This is a genomic window from Sphingomonas sp. OTU376 (assembly GCF_038440415.1).
Taxonomy (GTDB): Bacteria; Pseudomonadota; Alphaproteobacteria; order Sphingomonadales; family Sphingomonadaceae; genus Sphingomonas; species Sphingomonas kyeonggiensis_A.
The window spans coordinates 41,242-56,298 of sequence record NZ_JASATQ010000009.1 but is presented as its reverse complement, the minus strand read 5'-3'; the positions used below and the strand labels follow the sequence as shown (position 1 = coordinate 56,298).

Sequence of the window (15,057 nt, the reverse complement as noted above, 5' to 3'; positions counted from 1 at the left end):
AAAAATGGCCCAAAGGTGGCGGTGTAAAAGCGGGACAGAGGGCTCATCGCATTTGTTATAATGTGGCTGCTGCATCGTGGAAGCGGCGATCCTCAATGTCCGCGATCCACCCATCTTCGGCCGTTCGGCGGCGAAACGGCCGATCCAAAAGCAGTCGGGCTGAAAACGCCCCAGTAGCGGACATTGCGGCAAATGGTGTTGAGCGTTAATTCGGTCGCATGAGCGCAGAATACTATGGACCCACGGTAGCCGCAGTCGAAAGATTGAACCGGCTGCTCGATCTGCCGGCTACAGGCCATGAGCAAGATTGGGAGATAGAATTTGCCGACCCGGCTAAGCTGGGCGACATGCTGCGTGTCCTGCGAACTGAAAACCTCGACGAAGAAGAACAGTGCGCTCTGAGTGCTTTGGCGCTCCACTCTTTGGAGGAAGCGGCAGGGGCTGGCATCAAGGTAAATCTTGCGGCTGCAGAGTTGCGCGGCACTCTAGCTCAAACTCCAGCGCTGCAAGACAAAATGCGATTTTACTGGAGCAGGCTGTCACCAGAAGGCGCGGTCGCCTTCGTGCTGGGGTGAGCGACCGCTAATGACCGCAATCCACCCAATATCAGCCGATTGACCCGGTACGCCGAAAGCAGTCGTTTATGGGCTCACGACCTTGCTCCGCGGCGGAGCTCTCCACGCGTCTACGTATTCGAGTGGCTGAATAACCTGGACGCCCCCAGCGACGTCTTCGTGGTAAGCTGCTGCGCGACCGTTCCCGAGCGCGATGGCAAACGCCCCGAGGCCATCAACTGCCGGCAACTCCAGGATATCGCCGATGATGGCAGCCGCCGGTGCGATCCGCTCCAGGCCTAAATCATCGAGCGCGGCGCCCACCGAAGAGAAGCCCGCTGCCCGCAGCGCCTTAGTCGCGCTCGCCACGGTGCGGTAGGATCCTGACGGCGGCAGCTTCACCTTATAGCCGAGCTTCCGCAGGTGCGCCGCGATCATCCGGACGCAATCATTGGTGCCCAGCCGGAGCGGCCTCGCCTTCCAGGCATCGAGGATCTGCTGCGCGGCATCACGCCGGCGCACGAGGGAGTCTGTCATTCGCGGTACTCGAGGCTGCCGTCTTCGAATTTGTAGAACTTGCCGAAAGCGTTCTGCACCACAGCCGACGGGTTGCCGGCCACTCCCCAGTAAACCGGCTCCGCAACGCCGGTTACGTATTCGAGGCCAAACTCGTTCGGGAAGATGCTGCGGTGGAAGCCGTCCGAAAGGCGGGCGCTCTCATCATCCTCGAACAGGCGCTCGAAGACGCTGACCACCTCGTAATCCAGCCGGCGGCCGTCACCGGACGAGATCAGCGACGGAACGTCCAGCTCCCCCAGAAACAGCAGGTGAGGGTCAGGGATCACCAACCCGGTAAGCGGATTGATTGCCCCGAACCAGACGCGCACCTGAGAACCCTGCATGTCGGGTGCGGCGAGCGCCGCGGCAGCGGCGTCGCCGCTTGGCAGAATGGTCAGCGAGAATGCTGGCGCGCTGTCGCCGGTCCCGTCGGTGATGTCCTCGACGTCGGAAAGCACCCCGTAGGTTGCGTCCTCCCCGACATAGGTGCGGCCGCCGAAGGAAAGGAGGCCAGCACCATCGAGCAGGTTGACCTGGGCGGTGGGGAGGTCGATCGAAACCGCGCCGAAAACGGTCGGCGCGTCGGCGCGTAGGGCGCTGTCGAGAGCGGGTGTGAGCGCGGTCATGGTCAGGCTCGCTCGGTGATGGTGATGGTCGGCACCTGCATCTTGGCGATGCTCAGCTCGACGTCGATGCTCTGGCCGCCGACGATGCCCTCGATATAGGGCTTCGCGAACTCGCAGATCGCTCCGTTGGACGGCTGCACCCGCAACATCGGGTGGATGCTCAAGGTTACTTTGCCATCACCGGCGGCTACCGCGTCTGCGCTCGCACAGTGCAGATAGCGCCGGCCACCATGGATGATGCTGAAGAACTGGCCCTCACGCACCTGGTAACCAGCCGTAAAGCCGCGCAGCAGGATCGCCGACCCTGCCTGCCCAGTGCCATCGACCACCGGGTTGCCGGGCGCGCCGACCGAAAGCCCTGGCTGGGGAACTGGAAATAGTGCACCCTCAGCCTTCGCCCGGCGAAGGCGACTCGCGAGGATCCTGCCGTCAGGCTCCGGCTTGAGTCGGGGATAGGAAATATCGAGGGCGAAGCGATTCCCAAGTCGATTGAGGCGCTGATACGCGCCACCCTGCGGAGCCTTCTGGTCAGCCCCCCAGTCGAGCAATCTGGGGACCGCGACCTTGGGAAGGCGCGGCTGAGGCAGCTCTATTGCCATGTCAGCCTCCCACCAGGCGACGGCGCGCCTTGCGCGCCTGCTGCACGCCAGCGAGCGTGGCTGCGCCGGCTGCGATATGAGGCGCAGCCGCCTCCAATTGAGCACCCGAGATGCTGGCAACCTTCGCGTCAAAATAGTCGTTCGCAGCCACCTGGACCAACACCTTGACCGGCTGCTGACCCGCGCTGAGCAGACGGCGGGTCTCACCCGCCGGCGTTACCGCGGAGCCGCGCGGCATGCTGACGATCTCCGGGCCATTCTCGCCGACGAGCGACATGCCGCCGGACCAATACTCAGTGCCGGCCGCGTTGTGGCCGATCTCATGCACCAGATTCAGGCCAGACCCGCCGCCTCCAAAGAGCTTGCTGACGCTGCTGAACAGGGAGGTGACCGTCGGTAGGGCATCATTGCCGTTGATCAGGTTCTTGAGCGGGTTGAGCAGGGCGAGCTTGATGAACTCGTCCTGGATCATCTTGAGGATGGTCTTCCCGGCGTTGCCCCAGCTCGACCAAGTGTCCTCGCTCAGCACCGTGTCGACGAAGTCCACTCCGAACCCGCGCAGCTCTTCCATCGAAGCCTTCGCGAGATCGATCTGGTGGTGAAGGCCTGCCAGAACTTCAATGCCGCGCAGCTGGGCATCGATGTCAGCCTGGGCCATGGTGGGGAGGTCGCGGCGGATCTCGAGGATCTTGGAGAGTTTTTCCAGCTCCACAGACCGGTAGTTGTCGTTGGCACCGGCAAGCTGCAGCTCGCGCTGGGCAAGCGCGATGCTGTCCTGCTGCCCGCGCATCGCGTCGATGATGTACTTGGCCTGGTTGGCGCGCGAGGTGGCGACCGCCTCAAGGATACGCTGCTCGACCAGCAGCTTGCGGTCGTCATCGCTGAATTTTCCCCTGTCTGCTTCCGCATTGGCCGCGCGGCGGGCGGCCGCGATCGCCTGTTGCTCGGGCGACTTGCTGAGATCCAGAATGGACGCCTTGATCTCGGCCACACGCTGCTTGGTCGCCTCGATCGACTGGAAGGCAGCGCCCTCCGCTTCCTCTTCGTGTGCTTCTGCCAACGCAGCCTTATACTGCTCGATCACCTCGGTGAGTACCTTCAGCGCATCGCCCTGCGCCAGCGTCTGCAGCTTGAGCAGGGGCCGGAGCGCGGCCTCGTCCAAAAGAGCCCGGCTCATCTGATCGACCGACATGGTGCCGGCGAGCAGCTGCGCGTTGACGGAACGCCGCGCCGCAGTCTCATCACGCAGCTGCGCCACCGACTTGGCCCCGTCCGCCAGCTGGTCGCCGATCATGATGTCGAGCTGCCGCTGCGTCTGGGCGTCTCCGTCGATGCCCTTGCGGGTGGCATCAGTCAGGCCCTTGCGCGCTGCTTCGGCGCGGATCGCGGCATCGCCGCCGGCCAGGTAGGCTTTCGCGAGATCGAGGGCCGCTGAGGCGCTGACCTCCATCGCGGCGGCCTGACGGCCCAACGACTGGGCATGGCGATCGCCGCCCTTGCGGTTCGCATCCTGAGCGACGTTGAGCGCGTGCTCCGCAGACGTCCGCGCGGCGAGCAGCTTGGCCTTGTCGGCGTCAGTCTTGTTGCTCCGCTCGTAGGCCTGGTCGGCTTCGCGGATCGAGAGCGTGTATTGGGCCTGCGCCCGGTCCATCGCAGTGGTGGCGCCGGCCAGCTTCGCCTTGGCCTCGATCATCGCCTTGTCGTTGGCGGTGCCTTCGGTGGTCGCGGCAACGAGGCGACGCTGGGCTTCGGTGGCCGCGCCCATGGCCACGGCGGTCCGAGCCAGCGTTACCTGGAGGTCTTTCGACTTGTTCGAAGCGTCGTTCACCTTGAAGGCGAGCTGCTCGATCGTGCCGACAGCCTCCTTCATGGAGGGATCATTTTTCGCTGCGGCCTGGAGGTTCCTGACCAGCGTCTCGGCGTTGATACCGCCACCATAGCCGCCGTTATAACGCGCCAGCTCGCGATCGATGATGGCGCGGCCGCGCCCGGAAACACCGTCGACCCAGTGGCCTCCGTTCTCATCGGGCACGAACGTCTGGCCTGCATTCTGGCCATTCACCTGCAGGCTGCGCCGCGCGGCCTGATATCCATCCCTCGCCGCAGCGGCCTTCGCCTCCGCGTCTCGCGCACCGGCGAGGATGGATAGCCAGGTAACCTGCTCCTTGACCTTGCCGGTTGTGCGGTCGAGTTCATTTGCAAGCGAGGCCTGCCGCTTGCTGAGATCGTCCGACGCGTCGCCGGAGGCGAAGAGGCTGCTGGTGAGCATGCCGAGCAACACCAGGCCGCCCTGAATGGCGAGACCCACGGGGCTCATCATCACGCTCGCGAACTTTCCGGCTGCGCCCTCCATGTAGATCATTTGGCTGGCAGCTTGCCCGATCTGGATCGCGAGCACCGGAAAGATGTTCGCGCCCATGCTCGCCTGGGTGAGGATATCTTGAAACTGGGGCGCAAGCGCAGCCATCGCTGTCCCGTTGCGGCGGTGCCCTTCGGCGCTCTCATTCAGCGCAGCGCGTTCGATCCGAAGTTTGGCGACGTACTCGTCGAGTGAAATCTTGCCGGCGGCAATCAGCGTGCGCGCCTCTGCCATCTCAGCATTGAAGCGGTCCTGCGCGGCAACGGCGGGGTCGATCGCTGCGCGCAGCGCACGGGCACCCGCCTCGAGCCGCTCCTGTTCGGCATAGAGCTCCCGGAATGCCGCAGCGGACTGCCGGGCAGACCCTTCCCACTGCCCGAAGCCGGTACCGTTGGCATCGTTGATGCGCATCTGCATCGACGACTGTGGCATGATCATTGCGAGTTTCGCGGCGGCGTTCGCCTGGCGCTGCATGGCGGCCTGGACATCGTCGCCGGCACGCTCGAACGAACGTGACCAGCGCTTTGCCACAGCGTCCCCGCTGTTGGCGATTTCGTCCAGGTCGGCGCGGACTTGCGCCTTGCCCTCGGTGCCGAGGCGGATCGCTACGTTACGGGGCATGTCCGGGCCTCCTATTCGGCGTCGGCATCGTCAGAGAGGGCGGCGAGGATCGACCGCTCCGCATCGGGCAGCACCTCGACCAGTAGCTCGAGATCGGCGCCAAGGGCGGAGCCGACCGAGATCACCGCGCCGAAGTCGAGCGCGAACGGTTGGCCCATGCCAGCGACGCGCAGCTGGCGCTCACAGGTGGTCAGGACTTCCCAGACGACTTCCTCTTCGTCGCCTTCTGCGGCCTCGACTTCGTACGGACAGGCTTCGCAGCGTCCGGTTTCGGCCGCCGAGCACGAGAGTTGGCAGTAACGCTGGCCGGCGTCGCCGCCTCCCCAATGCCATTCGGAGAGGCGGCGGAGCCGTTTTTTGCGCGCTGGCGCTGCGCGAACGGCACAACATACGCGAGGTCGAAGGCCTCGAAGACGATCGGGTCACTCAGCATGATTGCCAAGCTTTCCGTCGAGAAGGGCAAAGCCTTGAAGGTCGGGTTGCGCTCGTCGTCCAGCACCGGCTCGCCGTCTTCGTCGAAAACCTGCTCGGCGACATCGCGCCAATCCCGAGCGCCCTCCATGATCAGGGCCTCGCTGAGCGCGTCGCCGAGATCCTCAAGCTGCTCGGCAGCATCCGCCTCACTTTCTGCTTCGCCCTCACGCCCCAGTTTCTTGAGTGCGGCACGCCGCGCGCGTCGCAGCATGGAGCGCGTGATGGGGAGGAAGAATACCTCCGCCCCCATCACCTTCAGCCATTCAGGCCCAGCGGCCTTTCGCGGTGCAACCAGCATCAGTAGGTCGCCACGTCGTTTTCGAGCGTCACGACGCAGCAGTGCCCGCCCGCCGGCGCGCTCGCCTGAAAGTTGAACTGCGCCTGGATGCCGTTCGGCCCAGTGATCGGGCGCTTCGCTTTCGGGAGAAACAGGCGTTCGACTCGGAATACGAGCGAGAACTCACCCTTCGTCCAGCCGAACTCGACGTCGATGGGCAGCCCGGCGGTCGCGGCAGCGAGAAGGGCGGTATTGGCGAACTTTACCGTGATCGACCCGGAAATCTGCGCCATTCCCGGGTCGCTGTCCTCGATGCGGCCGTCGGCCTGGATGGTCTCCACCTTCTCGAGGTTGTTCGAATAGGTGAGGTCGGCGGCAACCACGCTGCCGAGCGCGGCGCCGTCCTTGTTCACGAAGCCAGTGGCCTGGGCGAAGCGCGTCACCGCGAGCGCGGCGGGCCCCATCGGGCCAACCGAGGCATTCACCGGATCTGTCTCGCCGATGCAGATCAGGCTGCAGGTCGCGTTGAGCAGGCCCGAGCGGGCCATGGAAATGCGCAACTGATTGCCGCGGGCGCCCCGGTTTACGGTGAAGGCGGGCACCTCGGGCGAGCCCACCTCGATCGACATCGAAGGGAGCGCCGCAGCGCCAGAGGTGAAGATGTGGGCATAGCCATCCTCAGCGTCGCCCGTGGTCACCGGCGCGCCGAAGAAGAGTTTCAGCCACCGGCCGAAATTTCGCACATCCACCGGCACGACGATGTCGCCGTCATCGGTGGCAACGTCCGTGATCGGATCCTGCATCTCGCGGCCTTGGCCGAGCAGGTCGCTCTCGATGAGCGGGCGCTCCTCGCCGAGCGAATGGCTGACGAGCGGGATCGTGCCCCAGCCGGCATTGTTGGCGGGAACAGTGCCGGGGGTGGTTTCAAAGCACCCGATGACCTTGGCGTTCGAGCCGCGGGCGCGAGTGGTGGGCGTCAAAGCCATGACGAACTCCTTCAGGTCAGGGGATTGGTGGTGACGTAACTGGCGATAATCATGAGTTCGCAGCCGCGCTGGGCAGCGGCATTGGCGGCGGCGATCTCGTCGGTCTCCGGCGCGATGGGCTCCAGCCAGTCGCAAAGGCCGCCCAGGGTGCGATCCGATTCCACGGCGCTGCCGATCGCGACTAGCATCGTGTCGAGCATCGCTTCGTCGGTGGCGAGCAGTTCGATGGGCACGCGGTGGGCGTAGTTGTACGCGAGGGGACAGAGGTCGATATCGGGCTCGCCTGGGTCGCCGCTGCGAACGATTGCCCGGCCGCCGGGATAGATCCGCGCGGGCGGGCTCGCATCATTGTCCAGGCCGAGCACGTCGGCGTTTGGCAGCGCTGCGGCGATCAGGGCCTTGAGGGCGGAGAGGACATCGAGGCGACGGCTCATCTTGCCCCCAATCGAAACAGGAACCGAGCTTCGAAGTTCGCCGCCCAGCTGGCAGCGACATCGTCGATATCGAGCAGCTTCGGCATGCGGATGGTCGGGACCAGCGTGAACATCAGGATGCGGTCGAGCTGGCGTCCCTGCGCCAGCCGCCCTTTGGTACCTGGTCGATAGCCGCGGCGATTGCGGGACCGCACCGCCTCGATGAAGGCGAGGACCCGCCCGTTCTTGCCGCGCAGGAAGGTGAGGTCCTGGTTGAAGGCGTTCTCCACCTCGAACGGCGTCATGCGCTTCGCGCCCCGGCGGCGTGGCACGTTGTCGCTGGGGATGGCGAGGTATCGGCGACCGGCAAGCGGCACAATCTGGGCGCCCCGGCCGAAGGCTTCGATGATGTCCGGGGCGTTCGACCAGATGTACCCGCTGGGGTTCATGCTGCGCCGCCGCTCGGGATAGACGCGATCGCGCCAGGTGTTCGCAAGGCGCTGGCCGAGGCCGGCCGACACCACCTGGCGCCTGAGCGTGAGGAGGGCTTTGTAGGTGGTTTCCCGCATAGCCTCGGTCGCGGCACCGGCGACATCGCCCTCGATATCGTCGGCGAGGAGGCGGAGGTCGCCGAACCCGGCAGTGACGCGCATCAGATAGGCTCGGCGCCGCAATTCCAGGTCAGCCCCTCCGCGTCGATCATCGGATCACCGGTGAGACGCAGCCGATCAGTGATCACCCCCGAAGCCTGCGGGAATTCCTGGCCGGGGATGGTCAGTTCGGCGCCCGCGATGGGGGCGTAGATCTCTGATTTTCGGACACTGACTTCATAGGTTGCCTGGACGATCCGAGATGCTCGAAAGGTCGCGGCTTCATCGGGACGCGCGAGCAAGACACGGATGGTGGGAAAATCTCCGGTCGAATGCTGATAGGATGCCGCCAGCGAGCCGGGCCCATTGAAAATGGCATCGAGGGCAGCCTGAAACGGATCCATGCGCACCTCCCGATGGGTGCAGGCGGCAGGCATCGGCCCGCCGCCCGCGAACTCGCCTATCAGGCGATCTGGCCGGTGATCATCGCACGCCCGACGGCGTCGCCGGCGGCTTGCACCTGAGCCGCTGCGCCCACCAGCGTGTTGCCGGCGGCCGTGGTGGTCAGTTTCTTGGCCGCGTTGTCCCAGTAGAGCTTCTGCCCCTGGGTCCATGCCTCGCCGGTGGTCTTGGCGATGTCCATGACGCCGCGGCGACGGCCCTGGCCGCCCTTGCCGGTGAGCACCGCCGCGATGGCGACGAGGAAGATTGCGCCGACCAGCACGCCGCCGCCCGCGGCGACGTCATAGGGCGCGACGAAGGGGAGGGTGTCCCCGTCCTGGATATAACCCTTCACTTGGAAGTCTCCTTCTTCGACTTCGGCGCCTCGCCCGCAGCAGCGGGCTCGGTCGCCGGAACGTTGGCCTGGTGGTCGGTGGCGTCGGCTGCGAGCAGGACAGCAGCCGGCACCGGTTCGGCGGCGGTCGGCTCGACCGGCATGGTCTCGCGCTGTTCGGCGGTGAAATCGGAGGTCACGTCGACGGCCTCCTTGCCGTTGATGAGGCGGTCGGCCTCGCTATCCTCGAGGTGCCGAGGCCCCTCGTGCGGATGTCGCATAACGCCGTTCACGTAGGCGGCTGCGACGGTGAGCATCACGATCTTGGACATGGGAATTCTCCCGATGTGGGGGAGCGGCACGCCGCGCCGCCCCGCCGGTTACGGTGGGCTTAGGCGCCGGCGTTTTTGGCGGCGGAGGCGGGGTTTACGCCGGCAACGCCGTAATCGAGGCGCACCTTGTGCTCCGTCCCGTCGACCTTCCAGCCTTCCTCGCTGTCGAGGAACGGCTCCTCCACGCCGTCGAGGAATCCTACGACGATGGCCGGGGCGACGCCCGGATCCGCGAAGGTGTACCAGGGCGTGCCCGTGAGCCGCGCGGTATCGACAATGTCGTCGAAGATGCCGAGCGCGATATTGGTGCGCTGCAGCTTGTTGGCCGCATCCGGATCGTACTGGCTGCCATTGGTAACGCGCGCCTGACCGCCCAGCGACAGCGGCCCCAGGAAGATCGACGGATCGATTTCGAGGAACTCGTTGCCACTGATGTCCTTCTGCGACGCCATCAGCTGGCGCATCGCATCGACCTCGGCAACCGTCGGCGGACCGCCGGCAGCGCGCAGGTTGCCGTGCGCAGCCGAGAAGAACTGCTGACCGTCGCCAGTGTTCGGGTTCGAGTTGATGTAGGCGAACACATCGACCTCGATGGTGAGCTTGGCGGCCCGCCCGAGATCGACCGCGAGGTCGGAGAACGCGCCGAGATCGTCGTTGATCATCGCCTGGCGCGAAATCGTGATGATGTTGCCCTTGGTCGACGCGATCAGCTGCTCGCGAGCACCGTCGGGAATCGGCTTCTGCTTGAACTCGCCGTTCTCATCGACGGCGTCCAGCACTCCGAAAGTGCCGCGGCGATACAGGTTGTGTGCGCGGAAGTCGGTGACCGTAGTCTTGCCGCAGAAGCGTGACCACTTGTCCGGCGTGACCTGATACGACGCGATCAGCACCTTGTGCAGGGCCTGCTCGAGCAGCAGCGGGAAGTCGCCGGTGCCCTGGGTGATCGCGTTGCGGGCGGTGAAGGCCTGGCCCATGATCTCGCGCGGCGCACGCGAGGTCATGCGCGTGCCAGACAGCACCAGCGATTCACGGGCGAGATCGACCATGCTGACGCCGCGGAACTCGCCCGGGTCGATCTTCAGGGTCTCGCCGCGCGCCTTGGCGGCCTTCTCGACCAAGTTGGCCACGCCGGCGCGCACCAGGATCCAGTTCTGAGCGCCTTCGGAGAACTTGTCGCGCTCGTCCTTGGTGATGCGGGCGCTCGGACCGCTGTGGCCGATGCCCTGAGCGTCGTCGCGCTCGGCGAGCTTGTCGAGGATCTTCTCGCCGGCCGCCGCGACGGCGCTGCCGCCAGCGACAAGCTCGTCGATGAATTCGTCGGCGATGCCGTGCTTCTTGCCCAGCGCGCGGATCGACGAAACGCGGGTGCGCTCCGCCGCGACAGCGTTCTGCACGTCGGTGGTGCTGAGCGCTGCCGGGGCGGTGGCCTCGGGGGCGATGGGGTTGGCAGCAATGAGCGCGAGCGGGCCACTGGCGGGCAGGGCATCCATCGCGTCAAGCGCGACTGCGGAGGTGCGGATCTTGCTGATTTCTTCCGGCGTACCGGGCGGGATGAATGCAGCGATGGCGGCAACCAGCGCCACGCGGGTCGTGAAAAGGTTCATGATCGTGTCCTTGGGTTTAGGCGCGGGCGCGGGCGCCCTTTTGGTGCCCATCGCCATCGCGGTGATGAGCGGGCTATCGGGGGCCTTGCGGAACCCGAATGGCTTGACGTTCGACGCGGCGACCGTGAGGCCCTCCGACACCGACGTGATGAATTTCTTGTCGAGCGCATCGGCCGCGGAGAACCACGTCTCCTCGTCCATCATCGCGACGAGTTCGTCCGCTGCTAGGCCGGTGCGCTTGGCGTAGATGCCGACGATCTGATCGCGGAGGCGGTCGAGCTGGTCTGCAGCGCGGCGCAACTCGTTGGCGTCGCCGCAGGCACAATCCCAGGGGTTGTGGATCATCACGAGCGCGTTGTCCGCCATGATGACTTCGCTGCCGGCCATGGCGATAACCGAGGCCATCGACGCTGCTAGGCCGTCGATATGGGTGGTGACCTTGCGACCGGAGGCGGCCGCCCGGATCATGGCGTTGTAGATCGCCAGGCCCTCCATGACGTAACCGCCCGGCGAGTTGATCCGGATATCGAGGTCGTCGTTGCCCTCGGTAATGAGCGGCACAAGCGTCGCCGCATCGAGACCGTCCCAGCTGTCGCCGACAATCCCGTAGATCAGGACTTCCGTCATCTACTTGCCTTTCGCATTGTCCGGCTTGGGGAGGGTCACGGCGTTACCGACCGAGGTGACCTTGCGCGGGTCGCTGTCGAAGGTGAGGCCAAGCGCATCGAGGCGCTGAGCGTCAGCGGCCCACTCCGACAGGAACTTGTCCGGATCCTCACCCCGCTTCCGGGCCTCCGCCGAGATCGTGGAGAGCCCAGCGCGGATTGCATCGCGGATCGCCGGCACTTCCTGCGATGGGTCGAGCATCTCCACCGGTGGAGGCGTCCACTCCATGCGAACACCGGCGACATCCTCGCCGAGAGCCTCCAGGCCGTCGAGAAACCACCGCTCGACCGATCCGCAGAACTGCGGGATGAACATGAGCCACTGCCAGGTGGCGATGTCCCGGCGGAATGACAGCCGACCGAGGCGGCCCGAAATGAAGCTGACGTTCGAAAGGTCGCCGCTCAGCTCCTCATATGGCAAGCCAAGCCCCACAGAGATCGCGCGGATCGAAACCTTGGAATAGTCGGGATAGCCATCCGCCTTGGGCGGCGTGGAGAAAGTGACCGACTCACCGTCTCGCGCATACTGGAAGGTGCCCGGCTCTATATAATCGAGCTGCTCGCGCTCCGAGCTGTCTGCACCGACGCCGTCATAATCTTCGTCACCCGGGGATGCGATGCCGGGGACGCGCGCCTCAGGGTCATTGCCGGTGACTACGCCGACGAATGCCGACGCGATCTTCTGGCGGGTGAGCTCGGCGTCCTCGAAGTCGGCGAAGTCCTTCATGCGGACGATAACCGAGGCGAACCAGGTCGCGCCATGCTCCTGCTCGGGCCGGTCCGCACGGAAGATATGCGCGACGTCGGCGGCCGATACGAAAGTGGAGCCCATCCTCCCCGTTACGAGGCTGCCCGGATGGGCATTATGGAGCCAATAGCCTTCCCGCTTGCCGATCGGGCTGAACTGGACACCATAAACAGAGTAGCCGGCGACTGCCCCGGGTGCGGAAGCCATCGGGCCATGGCGCATTGGGTCGATGTAGTCGGCCTCGAGGACCTGCAGCTGGAACGGCACGGGTAGCCGGTCGGTCACCCGGCGCCAGCGGCGACGGAGGATCGCACCGCCGCCTTCGACGATCGCGCGGGCCGCCTGAAGCTGCAGGCCATATAGATCATGCCGACCAGCCGCGTCGCATGCCGTGGTGTCGAAGTGGGCGCGGGCGATGGCATTCAGCCGATCATCCACGACACCGTTGCGGTACACCTGGAAGGTGATGCCGGTGCCAACGATGTTGCCCGCGATCGAAGCCAGTCCTCGCGCTGCAAACGGGTTGTTACGCACCAGATCGCGGGCGGTCGAACGCAGCAGCCGCTGCGCACGCGGCGTTAGCTCGCCGTTGGCGTCCTTCATCGAGCGGCGCCACCCTGCGGCGCGCTGCCCTTCCGTCGCCCCGTCATACTGAGCGCGCGGACGACCCATCAGGATACGCTTGGCCGCCGGTTCGGCGGGGACAGCCGGCATGTTCCGGCCGAGCAGCCGGTCGATGATGCTCCTGCGCGCCACGGCTACAGGCCGCTCTGGTAGAACGGCACCCGGCGCCGACGGACACCGCTGCCGGATGCGGTCTGCATGACCAGCGCTGCCGCGATCACCTTCTCGGCCGCGATGAGTTGATCGAGCGACTGGTACTCGTGGGAGCGACCGTCAGCGAAGGTCACCTTGCGCGTGCCGGCGGCGATGGCCACGCGGATGGTCGTGAGGTCGGCGTTCGTCCAGGCCATACCTATCTCCCTCGCGACGTGAACGGGTTCGGCCGCTGCCGCTTGCGCGGTGCCGACCTGGGCGATGCCGCCGACTTGGGCGGAGGATTCTCGGCGGATGGCTGCGGCGCAGGTTGCTTCGCCGGCTTGGGCGCTTCGCCCCGGATTTTCTTCCAGTGCGCCGCGGTCCATCGATCGACACCGAGGCTGGTCGCGACGGCGCGCGCATAGACCGCGTTGTCGAGCGCTTCGTTTCGGTCTCGGGTCTTATGCCACTCGCGCCGCACCCCGCCGGCGCGCGTCCGATGAAAGCGGAGCTCCTCCGCGACCAGCTGCTTGATCCATTCGTCAGAGGTGCCGTCGGGCAGGTACACGTAGCCGTCGGGATAGGGTTCGCCATCGACCGGCTTGTCGAGGCCGAGGGCGCCGAACAGCTCCATCTTCAACATGGAGGTGCCGACATTCCACAGCTGGACGCCCTTCTTGATTTTCTTCCCGCCGACCGTGACGTCCTGCCAGTTCGGCGAGCCGATGGCCTGGTGTGCGGCGATGCTCTGGCGCCCCTTCACCGCCATCACGAAACCGGGGTGACGGCGAGCCCACCGGTATACCTCCATCGTATTTTCACCGTCGCCGGTGTCGATGGCGACGCGCGCGAGCCGCATCCGGTTTCCGCTGGCGGTGGTCCACTCGCGGGCGACCACTGCATCGAGCTTCTTCCAGGTGTCCGCGCTCGCGATCGGTCCGAAGACCTCGATGCGCTCAACGAACGCTCGGGCGCGGTTCGGGCCGAATGCCCAGATATCGAGGTCGATGCGTCCGCCGCCTCCGCGCTGAACGTCCGCGGATCCGACGAGAATTCCTGCCCAATCCGGCGGTACGCCGAGCTGCATCGTCACCTCGCGCCGCTCGTAGAGCCGCTCCCAATCAGGAGCTTCGCCCTTCTCGGCGAAGGCTAGGCCGAGCACCTGGTTGACGAAGGTTTTGAGGAGGTTGGGGTCCTTGTAGACCTCCGTGAATTCCTTCGCGATCTCCAGCCAGGACGCGCCGGCGAACTGGCTATAGGCTGCCCAGATATGGAACGAACGGTGCCGGGGGCCGGCATCGGGGTTATGGGCACGCCATTCCCCGTTCTCATCCATCCACGGCTTATCGGCCTCGTCGATGTCACAGTTGTTTTCGCACTTGTACCAGGCGCGGGTCGGCTTCTTCTTTGGCTCCCAGCGGATACCGGCACCGGTGCCGTCACCGAACACCAGGATCTGCATGTGGCCGCAATGCGGGCACGGCACGTACCGATGCTCCTGCGTACCCTGTTCGAACAGCGCATCGATGCGGCTCCATCCCTTAATCTTCGGGGTGGAGCCGGCTGCACTGAACCGGCGCGGCGAAGTCAGATTGCGCTTATACGCGAGGCGGGCAGGGTCGCCTTCTTCCTTTGCCGACCAAGGATAGCCGTCCGGCTCCTCGAGCAACACGCTGTCGGCCGTGACGCGCCGGAATTCTTTCGGACTGTTCGCGCCCTTGATCTGGATCCAGCCACCCTTGAATCGCTTGGCGCGGATCTGGTTGTCGCGGTGGCGAGGCTTGAAAGTCGCAACCTTCCGAACAGCTGGCCATTGCAGGACGGGCTCCAGGTCGTCCTTGCTGTAATTCTCCGCGTCGTCGATCGTGGGCTGATAGATCAGCAGGCGGCGGGGATCGGCGCTTATGCTGTAACCGACGTAGCCCTGGACGATCGTCGAATAGCCGATGCGGCTGCTCTTGCAGACCGAGATCTGCGCGGTTTCCGGGTCGGTGAAGGCGTCGGCGATCTCGTTCTGGAACGGGAACGCGCGGAATTTGCTACCGTCGTCGAGCCGCGAGTTTTCTGCCATCCATGCGGAAAGCGGCATGCGCCGCCTGGGCTTGAAGGCCGCTAGG

General features: G+C 65.4%; 17 protein-coding genes. 1 reads left to right on the top strand and 16 read right to left on the bottom strand.

The window, feature by feature from the left end:
• The first annotated feature begins 218 nt into the window (after positions 1-218).
• On the top strand, positions 219-575 hold the full coding sequence (locus tag AAHM44_RS06150; RefSeq protein WP_342249388.1) for a hypothetical protein: 357 nt from the start codon (positions 219-221) through the stop codon (positions 573-575).
• Positions 576-641: 66 nt separating this feature from the next.
• Here the strand turns inward: AAHM44_RS06150 and AAHM44_RS06145 are convergent, their stop codons facing one another.
• From AAHM44_RS06145 to AAHM44_RS06070, 16 genes are read right to left on the bottom strand one after another with little or no spacing between them, the layout of a single operon-like run.
• Positions 642-1,091 (bottom strand): DUF6950 family protein, encoded by a 450-nt coding sequence (locus AAHM44_RS06145; protein WP_342249387.1) that lies wholly within the window; start codon positions 1,089-1,091, stop codon positions 642-644.
• The gene (locus tag AAHM44_RS06140) at positions 1,088-1,738 is read right to left on the bottom strand and encodes a hypothetical protein (protein ID WP_342249386.1); all 651 of its coding nucleotides are present in this window, start codon (positions 1,736-1,738) and stop codon (positions 1,088-1,090) included. The genes AAHM44_RS06145 and AAHM44_RS06140 overlap by 4 nt, the downstream gene beginning before the upstream one ends.
• A 2-nt stretch (positions 1,739-1,740) precedes the next feature.
• The gene (locus tag AAHM44_RS06135; RefSeq protein WP_342249385.1) at positions 1,741-2,337 is read right to left on the bottom strand and encodes a hypothetical protein; all 597 of its coding nucleotides are present in this window, start codon (positions 2,335-2,337) and stop codon (positions 1,741-1,743) included.
• A gap of 1 nt (position 2,338) precedes the next feature.
• Positions 2,339-5,317, bottom strand: a complete 2,979-nt coding sequence (locus AAHM44_RS06130; RefSeq protein WP_342249384.1) for a hypothetical protein — start codon at positions 5,315-5,317, stop codon at positions 2,339-2,341.
• Between the two features lie 11 nt (positions 5,318-5,328).
• Entirely contained in the window at positions 5,329-5,475 is a 147-nt protein-coding gene (locus tag AAHM44_RS06125; RefSeq protein ID WP_342249383.1) for a DUF7697 family protein, read from the bottom strand.
• A 32-nt stretch (positions 5,476-5,507) separates the two neighbouring features.
• Entirely contained in the window at positions 5,508-6,089 is a 582-nt protein-coding gene (locus tag AAHM44_RS06120) for a hypothetical protein (RefSeq protein WP_342249382.1), read from the bottom strand.
• Positions 6,089-7,054, bottom strand: a complete 966-nt coding sequence (locus AAHM44_RS06115) for a phage tail tube protein (RefSeq protein ID WP_342249381.1) — start codon at positions 7,052-7,054, stop codon at positions 6,089-6,091. Before AAHM44_RS06115 ends, AAHM44_RS06120 begins: the two co-directional genes overlap by 1 nt.
• Before the next feature lie 11 nt (positions 7,055-7,065).
• Complete coding sequence (locus AAHM44_RS06110; RefSeq protein ID WP_342249380.1) at positions 7,066-7,488, bottom strand: hypothetical protein; 423 nt, start codon at positions 7,486-7,488, stop codon at positions 7,066-7,068.
• Positions 7,485-8,120 (bottom strand): DUF6441 family protein, encoded by a 636-nt coding sequence (locus tag AAHM44_RS06105; RefSeq protein WP_342249379.1) that lies wholly within the window; start codon positions 8,118-8,120, stop codon positions 7,485-7,487. The genes AAHM44_RS06110 and AAHM44_RS06105 overlap by 4 nt, the downstream gene beginning before the upstream one ends.
• Positions 8,120-8,461 carry a head-tail joining protein gene (locus AAHM44_RS06100; protein ID WP_342249378.1) on the bottom strand — a complete coding sequence of 114 codons (342 nt, stop codon included), beginning with the start codon at positions 8,459-8,461 and terminating at the stop codon, positions 8,120-8,122. The genes AAHM44_RS06105 and AAHM44_RS06100 overlap by 1 nt, the downstream gene beginning before the upstream one ends.
• A 59-nt stretch (positions 8,462-8,520) precedes the next feature.
• On the bottom strand, positions 8,521-8,853 hold the full coding sequence (locus tag AAHM44_RS06095; RefSeq protein WP_342249377.1) for a DUF2190 family protein: 333 nt from the start codon (positions 8,851-8,853) through the stop codon (positions 8,521-8,523).
• Positions 8,850-9,164 carry a hypothetical protein gene (locus AAHM44_RS06090; RefSeq protein ID WP_342249376.1) on the bottom strand — a complete coding sequence of 105 codons (315 nt, stop codon included), beginning with the start codon at positions 9,162-9,164 and terminating at the stop codon, positions 8,850-8,852. Before AAHM44_RS06090 ends, AAHM44_RS06095 begins: the two co-directional genes overlap by 4 nt.
• A gap of 59 nt (positions 9,165-9,223) precedes the next feature.
• Complete coding sequence (locus tag AAHM44_RS06085; RefSeq protein WP_342249375.1) at positions 9,224-11,395, bottom strand: ClpP-like prohead protease/major capsid protein fusion protein; 2,172 nt, start codon at positions 11,393-11,395, stop codon at positions 9,224-9,226.
• Positions 11,396-12,895: a phage portal protein gene (locus tag AAHM44_RS06080; protein ID WP_446745960.1), complete on the bottom strand. Its 1,500-nt coding sequence runs from the start codon at positions 12,893-12,895 to the stop codon at positions 11,396-11,398.
• Between the two features lie 44 nt (positions 12,896-12,939).
• Positions 12,940-13,155 carry a phage head-tail joining protein gene (locus AAHM44_RS06075; protein ID WP_342249374.1) on the bottom strand — a complete coding sequence of 72 codons (216 nt, stop codon included), beginning with the start codon at positions 13,153-13,155 and terminating at the stop codon, positions 12,940-12,942.
• Between the two features lie 2 nt (positions 13,156-13,157).
• Positions 13,158-15,029, bottom strand: a complete 1,872-nt coding sequence (locus AAHM44_RS06070) for a phage terminase large subunit family protein (protein ID WP_342249373.1) — start codon at positions 15,027-15,029, stop codon at positions 13,158-13,160.
• Positions 15,030-15,057: the final 28 nt, after the last annotated feature.

Coding starts and splice junctions, on each gene's coding strand:
- AAHM44_RS06150 (WP_342249388.1), top strand. CDS start 219: ATGAGCGCAGAATACTATGGACCCACGGTAGCCGCAGTCGAAAGATTG.
- AAHM44_RS06145 (WP_342249387.1), bottom strand. CDS start 1,091: ATGACAGACTCCCTCGTGCGCCGGCGTGATGCCGCGCAGCAGATCCTC.
- AAHM44_RS06140 (WP_342249386.1), bottom strand. CDS start 1,738: ATGACCGCGCTCACACCCGCTCTCGACAGCGCCCTACGCGCCGACGCG.
- AAHM44_RS06135 (WP_342249385.1), bottom strand. CDS start 2,337: ATGGCAATAGAGCTGCCTCAGCCGCGCCTTCCCAAGGTCGCGGTCCCC.
- AAHM44_RS06130 (WP_342249384.1), bottom strand. CDS start 5,317: ATGCCCCGTAACGTAGCGATCCGCCTCGGCACCGAGGGCAAGGCGCAA.
- AAHM44_RS06125 (WP_342249383.1), bottom strand. CDS start 5,475: ATGGGCCAACCGTTCGCGCTCGACTTCGGCGCGGTGATCTCGGTCGGC.
- AAHM44_RS06120 (WP_342249382.1), bottom strand. CDS start 6,089: ATGCTGGTTGCACCGCGAAAGGCCGCTGGGCCTGAATGGCTGAAGGTG.
- AAHM44_RS06115 (WP_342249381.1), bottom strand. CDS start 7,054: ATGGCTTTGACGCCCACCACTCGCGCCCGCGGCTCGAACGCCAAGGTC.
- AAHM44_RS06110 (WP_342249380.1), bottom strand. CDS start 7,488: ATGAGCCGTCGCCTCGATGTCCTCTCCGCCCTCAAGGCCCTGATCGCC.
- AAHM44_RS06105 (WP_342249379.1), bottom strand. CDS start 8,120: ATGCGCGTCACTGCCGGGTTCGGCGACCTCCGCCTCCTCGCCGACGAT.
- AAHM44_RS06100 (WP_342249378.1), bottom strand. CDS start 8,461: ATGGATCCGTTTCAGGCTGCCCTCGATGCCATTTTCAATGGGCCCGGC.
- AAHM44_RS06090 (WP_342249376.1), bottom strand. CDS start 9,164: ATGTCCAAGATCGTGATGCTCACCGTCGCAGCCGCCTACGTGAACGGC.
- AAHM44_RS06085 (WP_342249375.1), bottom strand. CDS start 11,395: ATGACGGAAGTCCTGATCTACGGGATTGTCGGCGACAGCTGGGACGGT.
- AAHM44_RS06080 (WP_446745960.1), bottom strand. CDS start 12,895: ATGCCGGCTGTCCCCGCCGAACCGGCGGCCAAGCGTATCCTGATGGGT.
- AAHM44_RS06075 (WP_342249374.1), bottom strand. CDS start 13,155: ATGGCCTGGACGAACGCCGACCTCACGACCATCCGCGTGGCCATCGCC.
- AAHM44_RS06070 (WP_342249373.1), bottom strand. CDS start 15,029: ATGCCGCTTTCCGCATGGATGGCAGAAAACTCGCGGCTCGACGACGGT.